12 protein-coding genes (1 of these 12 only partly in view) are annotated in these 16413 nt (G+C 60.2%); 8 read left to right on the top strand and 4 right to left on the bottom strand.

The annotated features are described in order from the left end of the window. The first annotated feature begins 61 nt into the window (after positions 1-61). Entirely contained in the window at positions 62-745 is a 684-nt protein-coding gene (aat, locus tag DESPR_RS12970) for a leucyl/phenylalanyl-tRNA--protein transferase (RefSeq protein WP_015725250.1), read from the top strand. 198 nt (positions 746-943) lie between these two features. Here the strand turns inward: aat and DESPR_RS12975 are convergent, their stop codons facing one another. After that, a complete protein-coding gene (locus DESPR_RS12975; protein WP_015725251.1) occupies positions 944-3049 on the bottom strand; it encodes a RelA/SpoT family protein in 2106 nt (701 codons plus the stop codon). A 243-nt stretch (positions 3050-3292) separates the two neighbouring features. Between DESPR_RS12975 and rnr the strand changes: the two genes are divergently transcribed. From rnr to DESPR_RS12990, 3 genes are all read left to right on the top strand, one after another. Next, entirely contained in the window at positions 3293-5452 is a 2160-nt protein-coding gene (gene rnr, locus DESPR_RS12980; RefSeq protein WP_015725252.1) for a ribonuclease R, read from the top strand. Between the two features lie 153 nt (positions 5453-5605). Then, positions 5606-6109, top strand: coding sequence for a hypothetical protein (locus tag DESPR_RS12985; RefSeq protein WP_015725253.1), 504 nt, complete (start codon positions 5606-5608; stop codon positions 6107-6109). 18 nt (positions 6110-6127) lie between these two features. Continuing rightward, a complete protein-coding gene (locus tag DESPR_RS12990; protein ID WP_015725254.1) occupies positions 6128-6922 on the top strand; it encodes an RNA methyltransferase in 795 nt (264 codons plus the stop codon). A 14-nt stretch (positions 6923-6936) separates the two neighbouring features. Here DESPR_RS12990 and DESPR_RS12995 read toward each other — a convergent pair whose 3' ends face one another. Genes DESPR_RS12995 through DESPR_RS18575 form a run of 3 tightly spaced genes read right to left on the bottom strand, consistent with a single transcriptional unit; the run spans position 6937 to position 8899 of the window. Then, positions 6937-7581 carry an endonuclease III domain-containing protein gene (locus tag DESPR_RS12995; protein ID WP_015725255.1) on the bottom strand — a complete coding sequence of 215 codons (645 nt, stop codon included), beginning with the start codon at positions 7579-7581 and terminating at the stop codon, positions 6937-6939. 27 nt (positions 7582-7608) lie between these two features. After that, positions 7609-8697, bottom strand: a complete 1089-nt coding sequence (locus DESPR_RS13000; RefSeq protein ID WP_015725256.1) for a 6-phosphofructokinase — start codon at positions 8695-8697, stop codon at positions 7609-7611. Between the two features lie 43 nt (positions 8698-8740). Next, positions 8741-8899, bottom strand: a complete 159-nt coding sequence (locus DESPR_RS18575; protein WP_169701614.1) for a hypothetical protein — start codon at positions 8897-8899, stop codon at positions 8741-8743. A gap of 169 nt (positions 8900-9068) precedes the next feature. Here DESPR_RS18575 and DESPR_RS19240 point away from each other — a divergent pair, with 169 nt between their 5' ends. The 4 genes from DESPR_RS19240 to DESPR_RS13025 all read left to right on the top strand — a co-directional run. Further along, positions 9069-9395: an IscA/HesB family protein gene (locus tag DESPR_RS19240; RefSeq protein ID WP_169701615.1), complete on the top strand. Its 327-nt coding sequence runs from the start codon at positions 9069-9071 to the stop codon at positions 9393-9395. A 203-nt stretch (positions 9396-9598) separates the two neighbouring features. Continuing rightward, complete coding sequence (clpB, locus tag DESPR_RS13015) at positions 9599-12190, top strand: ATP-dependent chaperone ClpB (protein ID WP_015725258.1); 2592 nt, start codon at positions 9599-9601, stop codon at positions 12188-12190. A gap of 196 nt (positions 12191-12386) precedes the next feature. Further along, positions 12387-14198 (top strand): autotransporter assembly complex protein TamA, encoded by a 1812-nt coding sequence (locus DESPR_RS13020; protein ID WP_015725259.1) that lies wholly within the window; start codon positions 12387-12389, stop codon positions 14196-14198. After that, on the top strand, positions 14198-16413 hold the 5' portion of the coding sequence (locus DESPR_RS13025; protein WP_015725260.1) for a translocation/assembly module TamB domain-containing protein. It continues 1255 nt past the right edge of the window; the window shows 2216 of its 3471 coding nt (coding positions 1-2216); the start codon lies at positions 14198-14200; the stop codon falls past the right edge of the window. The genes DESPR_RS13020 and DESPR_RS13025 overlap by 1 nt, the downstream gene beginning before the upstream one ends.

Here is a 16413-nt window from a genome sequence, read left to right on the forward strand (position 1 = left end):
CCTTTTCCCTGAACCGCTGTAGGATTCGCGCTCAACCGTTTGAATATTCCCCCATAATCCCATGCCCGTTTTCCGCCTTACCGACGACCTGCTCTTTCCCGCTCCCGAATTTGCCGAGGATGACGGCCTGCTCGCCGTCGGCGGCGATTTGCACCCAGCACGGCTGATCATGGCCTATAGCCTGGGCATCTTTCCCTGGTTCTCGGAAGGCGATCCGATTCTGTGGTGGTCGCCGGCACCGCGGCTGGTTCTTTTCCCCGAAGAATTCCATCTGCCCAAACGGCTCAAACGAACCCTCAACGCCGGGGCCTTCACCGTGACCGCGGACACCGCCTTTTCCCAGGTAATCGCTGGCTGCGCCACCGCCGCCGGCCGGCGGGAGAACGGCACATGGATCACGGGGGCCATGCAGCAGGCTTATTGCCGTCTGCATGCGCTCGGCTTTGCCCACTCGATCGAATGCTGGCGGGACGGCCAGCTGGCGGGCGGGTTGTACGGTGTCTGCCTGGACCGGATCTTTTTTGGCGAGTCGATGTTCACCCGCATGACCGACGCCTCCAAGGTGGCTTTGGCCGCCCTGGTCGAGCAGGCCCTTCATCGGGACATCGCCATGATCGACTGTCAGATGACCACCGATCACCTGCTTCGCTTCGGGGCGCGAGAGATTTCGCGCGAGGCGTTCCAGGCCCGATTGGACCAATATATCGACGCCTGTCTGCCGCAAAAAAAATGGCGTCTGTCCTGACAGGTGCGACCTGGCAGAACAGACGCCATGGGAAAGAAAGCAATCAAGCGAGGCTGCAACCACATTCCCGAAGAAGGCAATCCGACTTGGAACACAGCAAAACAGTTTCCCGGCTCGGCTTTATAGATGCACAGTAACCACCACGATGTCGGAGTCAAGCTGTTTCACGCATCAGGCCCGTCTTGAAGCAGGCGTGCGCTACAGCTCCAGTTCGAACTCATAGCGGAGGCCGGATCGGGAAAAGTGGCGATCCACCTTTTTCAGGCCGTACAGGTTCGTCACCTGAAAATTGATTTCCCAATCGCCGATCAGCGCTGCGCCTTTGCCAAGATAGACAATGTCGATCACCTTCATCTCCTCGGGCGCCACCGACAGCAGCATCAGCAGGCGGTTGCGGCTCGCCTGCATGACAATGATGCGCTGGTTCTTCTCGATCCGGGTGCTTTTCAACTTCCAGCGGACTTCCACCGCGTCTTCCCGCTGAAAATTGATTTTCTGCAACTGGGTGCAGTCCTTGCGATGCAGGGAAAGGCCGCGCTCGCTCAGCAGGCCAATCACCCCCTTGTCCAGGGGGCCGGGTTTGCAGCAGGCCGAGGATTTCATCACCACCGGGTCGAGGGTGGTGAGGTCAACCCGGTTGAACACGCCGGTCGGCTGGAACAGGGTCGGTTTGCCGACGTAGAGGCCATTGCGGATCTCGTAAATCAGCTCCCGCAGCCGCACCCTTCCCTCGCCCAGCTGCAAATAAAAATCCTCCATGGACTCGATGTTGAAATAGGCCAGAATATCGACCATGCCCGCTTTCTCAACCACCTCCCGGGGCAGGCCGTAGCGCCGCAGCTCCTGGGCGAGCACCGAGGCGCCGATTTGCCGGGTGACCGCCTCCCGCCGCAGGCGAAAGGCCTTGGACAGTTCGGAGCGGGCCTTGGGGGTCTGACACAGCGCCTGCAACGATGGGTCGAAATTGACCGGCGCCTCTTGCCGGATAACCTTGATCACGTTGCCGTCACGCAGTTGATGGTCGAGTCCCACCTTCTGCTTGCCGATCAAGCCGCCGATGCAGGTATGACCGATGGCCGTGTGCACCCGGAAGGCAAAATCGAGCAAGATCGAGTTGACCGGCAGGCAGATCAGATCCCCCTGCGGAGTGTAGGTATAGATTTCCTTGCGGCCGCTGGCGGCGATCATATCCCGGTAGGAAACCGAATCATCGCTACCGAGGATGTCGAACATCTCCTGGATTTCCTTGAAAAAGCGACTAGTGGTTCGGCTGTCGCCAGCCCAGTCGCGCACCATGCCGCGCTGGGCGCGGCGGGCCATTTCCTCGGTGCGGATCTTGAACAGGTATTTGCGGCCGTTGATGTTGGGCCGGGCATGCAATCCCTGATAGCCCGAGGGTTTGGGGCTGGCGATGAAATCGCGGATGGTCCGGGGGATGGGCGGATAGATCTCGTTGAGTACCCCCAGTGCCTGGTAACAGCCACTGCGGTTGTTCATCAGGATCAAAATTTCCTGCGGGCTCTCGATCTCCTTGATCAGGATACGGTTGCGCACGTCGTAATAGCCCCACAGCCCCTTGGTGCGCAGGGTGACCTTGCCGTCCAGCCCTTCGCGGTCGATGGCCTGTTGGACATTGTCGACGATCTTGAGCACCTCCGGGTCGTTGCGCAGGCTGTTGATGTGCATCTGCAGCCGGCTGCCTTGACGGGGAAATTTGTAGGCCAGCGCCAGGTTGTAGAGTTCGCGCTTGATGGCGAACAGGCCAAGAATGGTGGCCAGGGGGGCGTAGATGTCCAGGGTTTCGTCGGCGATCTTCTGCCGCTTGTGTTTGGGCATGCTGGAAAGGGTGCGGAGATTATGCAGCCGATCCGCCAACTTGACGATCATGACCTCCAGCTTGGCCGCGGCGCCGCTGAAAATCTTGCGGTGGACCAGCTTCTTGAAGGTCTGGCGGTCGCCGGTGTAGTGGGTCACCTTGGTGCAGCCCTCGACGATCGCCTCCACATTGGGGCCGAATCGTTGGCGGATCACCTCGTCGGTGACCTCCTCCACATCCTCAACCGTATCGTGCAACAGGGCGGCGGCCAGGATTTCCGGGTTGCGGATGTCCAGTTCCTCGGCCAGAATCCGCGCCACCGAGCAGGGATGCATGATGTAGGGATCGCCGGAGCGCCGCCACTGGTTGCCATGGGCCTCGAAGGCGAAATCGAGCGCCTTCCAGAACACCTGGGAGTCCGGCCCATTGCCGATGAATGCCTCCATGGTCTGGCGGTATGCATCCAGATCGAATTTAACGTACTGCATCTGCCATCCTGCCTTCCCCTGGCTTTTCCTTTCCTTACCGTCTGAATGGTGTACAATTGCCTCTTCGGACAGTGGTGCAAGGTTGCACTCTAACAGAGACTCTCCCGCGGACAAAGAGAAATTCTCCCCGCGTGGAGATTCAACAATAACCACAAAACAGGGAACAGAAACGAGATGGCCAGAAGATTTCTCCGGGGAAGGAAACCGACGGGTGCGCCGCGCAAAAAACGGCATCAGCGTGGCATGCCCCACACAGCAACAGGCCCGTTGCACGCCTCTATCCTAACCCTGCTTGCCGAGCAGAAGATCCCCCTGACCACCAACGAGATTGCCCTGGCCCTCCATCTCGATCACGGCCAGTTGTCGGCCCTGCACAAGACGCTGGTCAGCCTCGTTGAACAACGGCAGATCGACAAACGGGGCAAGCGGTATGCCCCGGCCGCCAAAGGCGAGCAGGTGCGGGCCACCCTGGATCTGACCGCCAAGGGATTCGGATTTGCGGTGCCTGAAGGCCAACAGGCCAAGGGAGGCAAGGATGTGTTCATTGCCCCGCACCATCTGGGCGGAGCCAGCCATGGCGACACCATTCTGGTGGCTCTCACCGGTTCGGCGCGGGGCCGCCGCGAAGGTCGGGTCATCGAGGTCGTCAACCGTGCCGTCACCCGCTTGTGCGGCCTCTTCACCGCCAGCAGCGGCGGCGGATTCGTGACTCCGGACGATGAGCGGCTGCCCTACACGGTGACCATCCCTCGTGGCGGTGATCTCGGCGCCCGCGACGGCATGGCGGTGGTGGCGGAGATTCTCGACTACGGTTCCGAACGGCAAGGACCCAGCGGCCGGATCGTCGAGATCCTGGGCGATGCCCGCACCGTTGGCGTGCAGATCCGCATGGCCATCATCCAAGCCGGTCTGCGCGACACCTTTCCTCCCGAGGTGGAGGCCGAAGCCGCCGCATTGCACGCGGTGCACGAAGGCGACGAGGGCCGGGTCGATCTCCGCCACCTCCCCCATGTGACCATCGACGGCGAAACCGCCCGGGATTTCGACGATGCCATTTGCGTCGAGGGCGCGAACGACGGGTTTGTCCTCTACGTTTCCATCGCCGATGTGAGCCATTATGTGTGCCCCGGCTCGGCGATCGACCGCGAGGCCTACCTGCGGGGAACCAGCGTCTACCTGCCGGACCGGGTTCTGCCCATGCTGCCCGAGCGTCTTTCCAACGACCTGTGCAGCCTGGTTCCCGACCAGGACCGACCGGCCTTCACCGCCATCCTCCGTTTCGATGCCCAGGGGAGACGTATCGGCGAAAAATATTGCCGCAGCCTGATCAAAAGCCGCTGCCGCTTTACCTACACCACGGTCAACCAGCTGCTGTACCTGCGCGACCAAGCGACCCGCACCAGCCATGCCGATCTGGCGCCGATGCTCGAACTGGCCGGCAAATTGACAGCCCTGTTGAAAAAACGGCGGATCGAGCGCGGTAGCCTGGAGTTCAACATCCCCGAACCCGAGGTGACCCTGGACAGAGAACGGGTGTCCGCCATCTCCTTGGCGGAGCGCAACCAGGCCCATCTGCTGATCGAGGACTGCATGCTGGCGGCCAACGAGGCTGTGGCCGAAACCCTGGCCAAAGCCAGGCGGCCCGTCCTCTACCGCATCCACGAGCGACCCGATCCGGCCAAGCTGGAAACCTTCACCGATGCGGCCAAGGCCCTGGGCCTCGTGCTGCCCCGCTCCGAGGTCGATCCGGCCTGGTTTACCCAGGTAATCCGGCAGGCACGCAACACGCCGGCTGAATACATCGTCAACAACCTGCTGCTGCGCACCATGCAGCAGGCCAGGTATTCCCCGGAAAACGTGGGCCATTTCGGTCTGGCCGCCGCCTATTACCTCCATTTCACCTCCCCCATCCGCCGCTACCCCGACCTGGTGGCCCATCGGGTGCTCCAGGCCTGGCTTGTGCAACAGGATCAGGAGGGCGTCCCACTCCTTCCCGACAAGAAGCAGGATCTGACCGAGGCTGGCCTGCATCTCTCCCAGTGCGAGCGCAAGGCCATCGACATCGAGCGCAATGTCCATGCCCGTTGCTCGGCCCTGTTCCTGCTCGACCGGGTCGGCGAGGACTTCGGCGCCATCATCTCCGGGGTGACCGCTTTTGGCCTGTACGTCACCCTCGACGAAAGCTACATCAGCGGCATGGTGCCGGTCACCACCATGAACGACGATTACTATCTCCATGACAGCCGCCGCTATCGGCTGATCGGCGAGACCAGCAACCGCATGTACCAGCTGGGTGATCGGGTCCGAGTGCGGCTTGACCATGTCGATCTCGCCGCTAGGCGGTTGAGCTTTTCCCTGGCCGCGCAACCCGCCGTCAAACCGCGAGAAAACGCGGACAACTAAGAGGATGCAACCCGCGGCGGCGACCCGTGGTTTTGCTTGACGAATATCGGCAATTCAAATAAAAATGGGTGCCTTGAACACAGCCAACTTCTCGAAATGGCGGAACCGGCTCCTGCCCCTTCCGCATACTTTCTTTCCTTTCAGGGAGACATCATGGAAAACAGCAGCTGGATATCCGACATCCTCGCCAATCCCTTTCTCCGCGGCCTGAGCATCGGCCTGCTGATCGCCTTCATCCTCTGGGTGCGCGGATGGCTGAAGGCCCGGGAACTCAACGGCAATCTCAAGAAACTGCGCGAGCATCTGCACACCAAACTAGAGATCGATTCGGCGGAAAACGAGCGCCGCAAGGGCGAGATGGACAAGATCAAGCAGGAGCGCGACAACCTGCGCAACATGGTCCAGGTGCTCAACCAGAAGCCTGGCCGCCAGGAACTGCGTCAGGTGCAGGTCTACCAGAAGGCGATTGAAATCATGTTTGAAAAATCGCCCGGCTTCGCCCCGGCCTGGCAGATCACGGTCAAGGAGGCGGAAGAGGAGATCAAACGGGCCGAGCGCGGCATCATCCCCTTCTTCAAACGGATGACCTCCAGCAACCCGGGATCGGAAAAACCATCGAAAAAACAGCTGGAATTGGAGCAGTCCACTGGTCACTAATTCCTGAGCGCTCACAGCATGTCCAGCACACCAATGCCGGATGGCCGTCTCGGCCAGACCGGCATTATTCTTGTCGGCCCCAAGTTTCCGGAGAATATCGGCGCCTCGGCCCGCATCGCCTCCAATTTCGGCATCGCCGAACTGATCGTTGTCAGCGAGGAAGACTTTGATCAGGAGCGGATGCTGAAGATGGCCACCCACAAGGCCGCTCACCTTATCCATGGAATGCGGGTCTGCCGCACCACGGCCGAGGCGGCGGCGCCCTTTCATTTCATTGTCGGCACCACCGCCCGCCAGGGACGGCACCGCCCCCAGGACCAGACGCCGCGCGAGGTGATGGCGGAGATCGTGCCGCTCTTGGCCGGCAACCGCGTCGGCTTGATGTTTGGGCCGGAAGATTCAGGGTTGAGCAACGAAGACCTCGACCTGTGCCAGTTCGCCTCCACCATCCCCACCGCCGGCTTTTCCTCGCTCAATCTGGCCCAGGCGGTGGCCATTCACTGCTACGAACTCTATACCGCCGTCCACACCCACCCCTTTGCCGCCATTCCCACATCGGAGTTCGCCAACTCCTTTGATCTCGAAGGGATGTACGAACATATCGAGCAGGCCCTCAACGAGATCACCTTCCTCCATGACACCAACCGTGTCTACTGGATGCGCAATATCCGCCAATTCTTGAGCCGACTCCGGTTGAAAAAGAAGGAGGCGAGCATGATCCGCGGCATCTGCCGCAAACTGATGTGGCACCACAGGCAGCCGCCCCAAACGGATATGGAACAGGACCGATCCAACGGGAAAGCCGCTCAATAACAACCCCGCGCCGGTCAAATCCCCTGCAACGGGCAGGATGCGCAGTCGGGATGCTTCTTTTTGCAGTAGACGTTGCCCACCCGCACCAACAGGGCGTGATACTCGTTGTACAGCCGGGGGTCACAGGCCAGGTTGTCCATGAACAGTTCCTGGATGGCCTCGTAGCCGCACTCCTCGTCGATCAGTTGATGGCGGACCAGGATGCGGTGGGTGTAGGCGTCGACCACGAAGATCGGTAACCCTGCGGCGTAAAGGAGGATGGAATCGGCGGTTTCCCGACCGATGCCCTTGATGGCCAGCAGCTGCTCGCGCAACTGAGGCAGCGGTTGTTCCAGGAAGGCCTGGAGGTTGCCGCCATGCTGCTGGTTGATAGTGGAGAGGAGATTGTGCAGCCGGCCGGCCTTGATGTTGTAGTAGCCGGCCGGACGGATGTATTCGGCGAGCAGGCCGGTGGGCAGGGCGGATAGTCCTTCCAGGGACATCAGCCCCACCCCCTTGAGGTTGGCGATGGCCTTTTCGACGTTTTTCCAGGCCGTGTTCTGGGTGAGAACAGCCCCCACCATGACCTCGAAGGGCGTCTCGGCCGGCCACCAGTGTTGGGGTCCCCAATGGGCCATCATCCGCTCGTAGATGAGCTGCAATCGTTCGGCGGTGGTCACGATGGCCCCAAAAGCGGGAGAAAAAAATCAGTCACCCAGACAGATGCCGATGTCGCGGGCGGTCCGTACCTTGTCGCTTTCCAGGTCCACCTTTTTTCGCCGCCGAATCGCCTCGGCGATGGGTACGGAGGTCATGGTCGGCGGTACCCAGGCCACCATGTGGTCGAAGATGCCGGCCTCGGCCATGCGCACCGCCGCCGCACCGAAGCGCAGGGCCAGCAGCCGGTCAAAGGTGGTGGGCGAACCGCCGCGTTGCAGATGCCCCAACACCAGGGACCGGGTATCCTTGCCCAGACGCTGGCGGATCTGGTTGGCCACCCATTCGCCGATACCGCCGAGCACCACCTCGGATCGCCCGACTTCGCCCTGCCCTTTACTGATCACCTCGCCATCCTCGGCCCGCGCGCCCTCGGCCACCACCACGATCGAATAGTGCTTGCCGTGCAACTCGTTGTCGGCAATCTTGGCGCAGACCGCATCGAGCTTGAAAGGAATCTCCGGAATGAGGATCACATCGGCGCCGCCGGAGATCCCGGAGTACAAGGCAATCCAGCCAGAATCGCGGCCCATGACCTCGACCACCATCACCCGGTCGTGGGACTTGGCCGTGGAATGCAGTTTGTCGATGGCGTCGGTGGCGGTGGACACGGCGGTGTCAAAGCCAAAGGTCCGGTCCGTGGCCTCCAGGTCATTGTCGATGGTCTTGGGCACGCCGATCACCGGCATGCCTTTGAGGGCAAAACGGTGAGCAATCTCCAAACTGCCGTCGCCGCCCACGGCAATATGGCAAAAAAAGCCCATCCGATTGAACGCATTGAGAATTTTATCAGAAATATCGACGATCTGCGTCTCTCCAGCCAAATTTTCCACCGGCTTGCAAAAGGGATTGCCCTTGTTGGTGGAACCAAGAATGGTCCCACCCTGGGAAAGAATGCCCTCGACGTCCTCTGGGGTCAGGCGGACCAGGTCGTCTCGATCCAGCAGGCCACCGTACCCGTATCGGCTGCCGTAGACCTCCCACCCCTTTCTGGTGGCGGAATTGACCACGGCAAAAATAACGGCATTCAGTCCCGGGGCATCGCCGCCGCCGGTGGATATGAGTAGCTTTTCACGCATAACAAGACCCTCGCCTGTGAAAGGTTCACCAAAAACAGCACCATCAGTGGCTCAATAGTAGATAGCCGCCTTCGGTTTGACAATCTTTTTCCACCCAATAAACCGATTTCATGATCATTTTACCCAGAAGGCCATCCGCGTCCGCCCGGACTTTCGCGGCTTCGCCCAATCGCCCGCTCCCTTGTGCGGCCTGCCCGGCCATGCGTCCGTCGACGATTTCAAGAGCGGATGATCGCCGTTTTTCGAGGGACTCGCCCCCGACCGCCGTATCTTAGGTTGACGTCAACCTCTTTGCGCCTTACTTTTGCACCATACCCCAAACCCTTCTTCTCTCGCGGAGAAGAAGCATTCATCACTTTTGAGGAGGCAGAATGTTCGAAGCAACAGCAATAGCTGTCAACAATCTGAAAGCCTACCTGGAGCAGAACAAGATCAGTTCTGCGATTCGCATCGCATTGATGCAGGGTGGCTGAAGTGGCCCATCTCTGGGCTTGGCTCTGGATGAGCCAAAAGATAGCGATAAAGTGTACGAGGAAGGCGGCCTGAAGTTTCTTGTCGATACCGATTTGCAGGAAAAGTGCGGTGCCGTGAAGGTTGATTTCATTGAGGCCGGTTATCGATCCGGATTTTCCATCACCTCTGCCAATCCGCTGAGCAGCGGCGGCAGTTGCGGATCGTGCAGCGGATCGTGCGGTTGACCTGGCGTCAAGACAAAGGACGAACCGAAGCCCCCTTGCCACCAAAGGCATGGGGGCTTCTTCTTTTTTACCGCGCGAAAAATATTGCCCTTCTTTTTGTGCCAAAATCTTGACACGCAAGGTTTGATCCTTATCATCTCTTGTTAATAAATGAATTAACAGCCTGTTTTTAAAACCAAAGCAAACAGGCAAGGAGAGAAGATATGCAACTGGACAAATTCACCCTCAAATCCCAGGAAGCCATTCAGGCCGCCCAACAGCTGGCCCAGGCAAACGGCAACCAGGAACTGCATCCCGAACACCTGCTCAAGGCCATCCTTGAACAGCCTGACGGAGTCGTGGTGCCGGTCTTGCAGAAGATGGGCGTCACGCCGAGCGTGGTCCTCAGCGAAACCAACCAGCTGATCAACGCCCTACCCAAGGTCAGCGGCTCCGGCGCCGGCCAGACCTACGCCTCGCCGGCTTTCAGGACCCTGCTCGACCAATCCTTCAAGACAGCGGCCAACATGCAGGACGAGTACGTCAGCCAGGAGCACCTGTTCCTGACCATGCTGGCTGACCGATCGCTCAAGGTGACCACCATGCTCAACCGCCAAGGTGTCACCAGCGATGCCTTTCTCAAGGCGCTGATGACCGTGCGCGGCAATCAGCGGGTCACGGACCCCTATCCGGAAGACAAGTATCAAGCCTTGGAAAAATATGCCCGCAACCTCACCGATGTGGCCCGCAAGGGCAAGCTTGACCCGGTGGTCGGCCGCGACGAGGAGATCCGGCGGATCATCCAGGTGCTCACCCGGCGCACCAAGAACAATCCGGTGCTGATCGGCGAACCGGGCGTGGGCAAGACGGCCATCGTCGAGGGGCTGGCGCAACGGATCGTCAACGGCGACATCCCGTCGACCCTGGAAGGCAAACAGGTCATTTCTTTGGATCTTGGTGCCCTCGTGGCTGGCGCCAAGTATCGGGGTGAATTTGAGGATCGGCTCAAGGCGGTCCTCAAAGAGGTGGAGAAGCGAGCCGGTGAGATCATCCTGTTCATCGACGAAATCCACACCCTGGTTGGGGCTGGCGCGGCCGAGGGCTCCATGGATGCCTCCAACATGCTCAAGCCGGCGCTGGCCCGTGGTGAGTTGCACTGCGTCGGCGCCACCACCTTGGATGAATACCGTAAGTACATCGAGAAGGACGCCGCCCTGGAGCGCCGTTTCCAGCCGGTGCTGGTCCAAGAGCCCAGCGAGGAGGACACCATCGCCATCCTCCGCGGCATCAAGGAAAAATACGAGGTGCATCACGGGGTGCGCATCCAGGATGCGGCCACCGTGGCGGCCGTCACTCTGTCGAGCCGATACATCACCGACCGTTTCCTGCCGGACAAGGCCATCGACCTGATCGACGAGGCGGCCTCGCGACTGCGGATCGAGATCGACTCCATGCCCACCGAAATCGACCAGTTGGAGCGGAAAAAGATCAAGCTGGAAATCGAACAGGAGGCCCTGAAAAAGGAGAAGGACCAGGCTTCCAGCGAGCGGCTGGCCAAGGTGCGGGAAGATCTGGCCAATCTCGACGATGGGCTCAAGGCAATGAAGGGCCAGTGGACTCTGGAAAAGGATATCATCCAGTCCATCCGCGACATCAAGACCAAGATCGACCAGGCCCACATGGAGGAGCAGCGGGCCGAGCGGGCCGGCGACCTGAGCAAGGTGGCCGAGATTCGTTACGGCAAAATCGTGCAGCTCAACAAGGACCTGGAATCCGCCAACTCCCGCCTCAGCGAGATCCAAGAGCAACATCAGATGCTCAAGGAAGAGGTTTCCGCCGAGGACGTGGCGGCGGTGGTCGCCAAGTGGACCGGCATTCCGGTGGACAAGCTCCTGGAAGGAGAGAAGGAAAAACTGGTTCATGCCGAGGAGGCCCTGGGCGGCCGGGTGATCGGCCAGCGCGAGGCGATCGTCGCCGTGGCCAACGCCGTGCGCCGGGCCCGAGCCGGTTTGCAGGATCCGGACCGGCCGTTGGGCAGTTTCATCTTTCTCGGCCCCACCGGTGTGGGCAAGACCGAACTGGCGCGCAGCCTGGCCGAATTTCTCTTTGACTCCGAACAGGCGATGATCCGCATCGACATGTCGGAATACATGGAGAAGCACTCGGTGGCCCGGTTGATCGGCGCTCCTCCGGGCTATGTCGGCTACGACGAGGGCGGCATGCTCACCGAGGCGGTGCGGCGGCGCCCCTATGCGGTCATCCTCCTGGATGAAATCGAAAAAGCCCACCCCGATGTGTTCAACGTCCTGTTGCAGGTGCTCGACGACGGCCGCATGACCGACGGCAAGGGGCGGACCGTGGATTTCAAGAACACCATCCTGATCATGACCTCGAACCTCGGCAGCCACATCATCATGGAGATGGCTCAGACCGATCCCGAGACCATGCGGCGGCAGATCGATGATCTCCTCCATCGTCAGTTCAAGCCGGAGTTCCTCAACCGTATCGACGAGATCATCACCTTCCATGGCTTGACCCGCGACAATCTGTCGCAGATCGTCGACATCCAGATCAAACGGATGGCCAAGCGGTTGGCCGAACACAAATACAAGGTGACGCTCACCAAGGAGGCCAAGCAGTTCCTGGTGGACACCGGCTACGACCCGGCCTTTGGCGCCCGGCCGCTGAAACGGGCGATCCAGCGGTATATCGAAGACCCGCTGGCGCTGGAGATCCTCGAAGGCAACTTTGCCGAGGGCGACCACATCCTCATCGACCGCGGCCAGAACAACCGGCTCATGTTTACCAAATCATAATCGATGCCAGCCTCCCCCTTCCATTGATCGTGGAAGGGGGAATGTTTTTCTCCCATGCCAGCGTGAAAACAGTGCTTTTAAAACATGGAGTAGCGGAGTAAATTCACGGTCATGCTCAGTGGAAGGCACAGGCTGGCTCCTTTGCACGCAAGGAGTCCTCGATTTTGCAACCGGTTGCCCGAGGAACTTCGTTGGCATGTTCATCCCCTTTCCTCCCCTGCCCTTTCATCTCCGGACACGCCGAACAAACCATTCCCCCTGTCGCGGCCGCGGGGCGTCTCTCCTCCTTTTCCTTGCCCTACTGCTGGCGACCGGCCTGGGCCGGGCCCACGCCTACTCCGGAATCGAGATCATCATCTCTGGCGATCTCTCGGAAAACCAGCGCCGCAATATCCGCAGTTATCTTTCCCTGGCCAGACTGCCGGAGGACGAGCCTCCCACCGCCCTCATGATCAGCCAGCTGGTCGCCAAAGCTCCCAAAGAGGCGGGCAAGGCCTTGGAGCCCTTTGGCTACTATTCCCCTGACATCAGCGTGTCGCAGCGGCAGGCCAACGGTAAACGCCAGATCGAACTGGCGGTGACCACCGGCCCGCCGGTCATCATCAAGGACGTAAACATCGTGGTGAACGGTCCGGGCGGACAGGACGGGCCATTGCAGGAGGCGGTGCAACGCTTTCCCTTGCACCAGGGAGATGTCCTGGACCATCAGCGGTATGAAGAGGGCAAGGATAATCTGATCGCCCTGGCCTTGGAACGGGGATACCAGCAAGCCATCTTCCGCAACAATCGTGTCGAGGTACGCAGAAAGGAACACAGCGCCTCCCTGCACCTGCGCCTCGATACGGGCCCCCGTTATGTGTTTGGCCCCCTCACTTTTGCAGCGGATTTCATTGATCATGACCTGCTCCGGAAAATCGCTCCGGTCCGCGAAGGCGATCCTTTTTCCCCCAAGGCCCTGACCCGCTTGCGCCAGTCACTGTACAACGCCGATTACTTCACCTCGGTCGACGTCGTCTACGACCTTGACCAGGCCGTCGACCACAAAGTGCCGGTCAAGGTCGTTCTCGCCCCCAACTTGACCCACAAGTACGGCATCGGCCTGGGATACGGTACCGATACCGGCCCACGGGGGACCTTTGAATACATCAACCGCCACCTCAACCCGTTCGGTCACCAGCTCAACCTGGTCTGCCAGCCCTCGGAACGGAAAAGCAATCTCGGCGCGGTCTACACCATCCCCATCGGCGACCCCAAAAAGGACCGCCTGACCCTGAGCGCCAAATACGAGACCGAACAGTTCGACAGCACCGATACCAAAACCTTGAACACCGTGGTCAGCCACGATCATTTCCGGGAAAAAGGCGAGTATTCCACCTATGTGCAATTCCTTGACGAACAGTACGATATCGGAGCCGAAACCGATGCGGCCGCCCTGATCATTCCCGGCGTCAAGGGCAGCGTCTTTTGGGCGGATGACCGCATCGCCACCAAACGGGGGATTCGCTTGACGGCCAGTGCCATTGGCAGCGAAGAAACCCTGCTTGCCGATACCAGCTTTGCGCAGCTCACCCTGCGGACCAAGGCAATCTACACGTTTTTCGATCAGTGGCGAATCATCGGCCGTTCGGACATCGGCACCACCCTGGTTGACGACCTCGACGATTTGCCGCCTTCGCTCCGCTATTATGCGGGCGGCGACCAGAGTGTCCGCGGCTACGGTTATAAGAAAATCAGCCCCAAGGATGCGGACGGCAACCTCCTGGGCGGAAAAAATCTCTTTACCTACAGCGTAGAGCTGGAACGGTCGCTGTTCGACCAATGGAGCGGTGCTGTTTTTTACGATAGTGGAACGGCAACCAACAGCTTTTCCGCCCTCACTCTTCGGTCCGGGGCCGGTGTCGGTCTCCGCTGGAACGGGGTTTTCGGGCAGATTCGCCTCGACCTGGCCAAGGCACTTGACGAGGAAGGGGCCTGGCGCCTCCATTTCACCCTGGGGGCTGATCTTTGATGAACAGATGGTTGCGGCGCATCGCCCTTTCCTGGCTGCCGCTGCTTGCGGCCATGGCCCTCCTCATTGTTCTCGCCACGACCGAAACAGGATTGCGCGGGCTGGTGCGGTTGAGCAATCACCTGTTGACTGGACTGATTACCATCGGCTCGGCTTCCGGTACCCTGATGGGCCCCATGCAGTTTCACAACGTTCGCTACGACGATGGCATCGACACGGTTCTGATCGAGTCGATGAACGTCAGCTGGTCCCCTGGGCACCTGCGCCACCGCCAGATTCGGGTCCACGCCGTGCGCGGCGCCGGCGTTCAGGTGTATCTGGGAGAAAGCCAGGGAGAGACCGCCCTGATCCCGTTTTCCCTGCCTGCCCACCTGGCGATAGACACAATTTCCGCCGAGGAAATAACAATCTTCTCCGATCAGAAGGCGATGTGGCGCATCACGACCGGCCAGTTGACCAACCTTTCCTATCAGGGGAACACGCTGGGATTCGACGACCTTGTCCTGAAAAGCAGGGAGAGCGTCCTCCGCGCCAAGGGCCAACTCCAGACGGACAACGAGTACCCGCTGCACTGGACCCTGGAGGCTCAGGTGCAACCGAACGGATATCAGCCGATCGCGGCACGCGGCACCCTGACGGGACCGTTGAACCGGCTCATACTCGATGCGCAGCTCAGCAGCCCCTTCCCCTCACAGCTGAACGGCCGGCTCGATAATCTCCTGGGCGCGAAAACGACGTGGGAGGCGCGACTCAAGACTCCCGCCGCAGCACTGCCCGACATCCACCGGCAATGGCCCGATCAGCGTTTCAGCGATGTGTCCATCGACGGCCGAGGCACCCTGGATGCCTACAGCCTGAGCATGCACGCCAAGACCATGTGGGCCGCAAGCCGGGAGTCGGTCACGGTTGACGCGGCAATTGAGGGCGACCTTGACCAATTGCGAATTCATGCCCTGCATCTCACCCAAAGCCGAGAATCGCTTACCCTGCAGGGCAGACTGGGATGGCATCCGCACCTCGCCTGGCACGCCACCATGGAAGGTGCCCACCTTGATCCCTCCCGTGTCTGGGAGAATTGGCCCGGCGATGTCAGCTTCCAGCTGGCCACCGAGGGCGAACGGCACGGAACGGACGTCAAGGCGACCTTTCTGTTGCCCAAACTCCAGGGTACCCTGCGCCAATTCCCGCTCACCGGCAAAGGAGAAGCGCATGTGGACGGCAACCAAGTGCACATCCCCGACGTCCTCCTTGCCAGCGCTCACTCAACGCTGCGTCTCCAAGGGAAGATCGAGAACACCGTGGATCTCTCCGTGGAGCTGCACTCCGGCAACTTGAGGGAAATATGGCCGCAGGCTCGGGGTTCGGTCGATCTTCGCGGGCGGCTGTCCGGACAACAGGACAAACCGGAGCTCTCGCTTCAGCTTGCCGGAGCCCGTATCGGGTTCGAAAACACCAGTATTGACAAACTCTCCGCGCAAGCGAGTGGCTCCCTTGCCAAAGATGGATCTCTCAAGGGATCACTCAAAGCCGAAGGGGGCCGATTCGGCTCGACCAGTCTGGATCGACTCCTCGTCCAACTCAATGGGCCGCTCAGCGATCACAGTCTCACGGTTGAAGGCCGGAACACCGACATCACTGCCGCCATGACGGTGCAAGGACAACTTATCGCCGCCGCCTGGCAAGGGACTATCCGCCAACTCTCCTTTGCCGATCGTCATTTTGGCAGTTGGCAGATGCGTCAACCCGCCGCCCTGTCGGTCTCTTCCGCGCAGTGCGAACTCAAACCAGTCTGCCTGAACGGCCCGCGCTCAGCCCGTCTGTGCGCGGCCGGTTCCTGGAAAGCGGAGGCTCCTTGGCACATCCATGGGGAACTTGCCGCCTTTGCCCTGGACAGTCTGAATACCCCGTTGAATCTGCCTTGGCCAGTTGAAGGACAGCTCAACGCTATACTAGACCTGCACGGCCTCCATGCCGGGATCACCACAGGCAGCCTTCACGCGGACAGCGCAGGCATGACAATGCGCCTCCCCGTTGATCAAGGCCACGGCATCCAGCAGTTGCAATGGACAAAAAACGCGCTGCGGGTGGACTACGCCACCGGAGAACTGCACCTTGTCGTGGACAACGAACTGGCCGATGGCAGTCATCTCCGTGCCGATTTCACCCAAGTCAATCCCAACCCGCTTGCCTCCAGCCTAATGAGCAATCCGATCAA

It is taken from the genome of Desulfobulbus propionicus DSM 2032 (assembly GCF_000186885.1).
GTDB classification, from domain to species: domain Bacteria; phylum Desulfobacterota; class Desulfobulbia; order Desulfobulbales; family Desulfobulbaceae; genus Desulfobulbus; species Desulfobulbus propionicus.

Excerpts from the sequence above, each read along its gene's own strand:
- aat (WP_015725250.1), top strand. The coding sequence starts at position 62 with ATGCCCGTTTTCCGCCTTACCGACGACCTGCTCTTTCCCGCTCCCGAA.
- DESPR_RS12975 (WP_015725251.1), bottom strand. The coding sequence starts at position 3,049 with ATGCAGTACGTTAAATTCGATCTGGATGCATACCGCCAGACCATGGAG.
- rnr (WP_015725252.1), top strand. The coding sequence starts at position 3,293 with ATGCCCCACACAGCAACAGGCCCGTTGCACGCCTCTATCCTAACCCTG.
- DESPR_RS12985 (WP_015725253.1), top strand. The coding sequence starts at position 5,606 with ATGGAAAACAGCAGCTGGATATCCGACATCCTCGCCAATCCCTTTCTC.
- DESPR_RS12990 (WP_015725254.1), top strand. The coding sequence starts at position 6,128 with ATGTCCAGCACACCAATGCCGGATGGCCGTCTCGGCCAGACCGGCATT.
- DESPR_RS13000 (WP_015725256.1), bottom strand. The coding sequence starts at position 8,697 with ATGCGTGAAAAGCTACTCATATCCACCGGCGGCGGCGATGCCCCGGGA.
- DESPR_RS18575 (WP_169701614.1), bottom strand. The coding sequence starts at position 8,899 with ATGGCCGGGCAGGCCGCACAAGGGAGCGGGCGATTGGGCGAAGCCGCG.
- clpB (WP_015725258.1), top strand. The coding sequence starts at position 9,599 with ATGCAACTGGACAAATTCACCCTCAAATCCCAGGAAGCCATTCAGGCC.
- DESPR_RS13020 (WP_015725259.1), top strand. The coding sequence starts at position 12,387 with ATGTTCATCCCCTTTCCTCCCCTGCCCTTTCATCTCCGGACACGCCGA.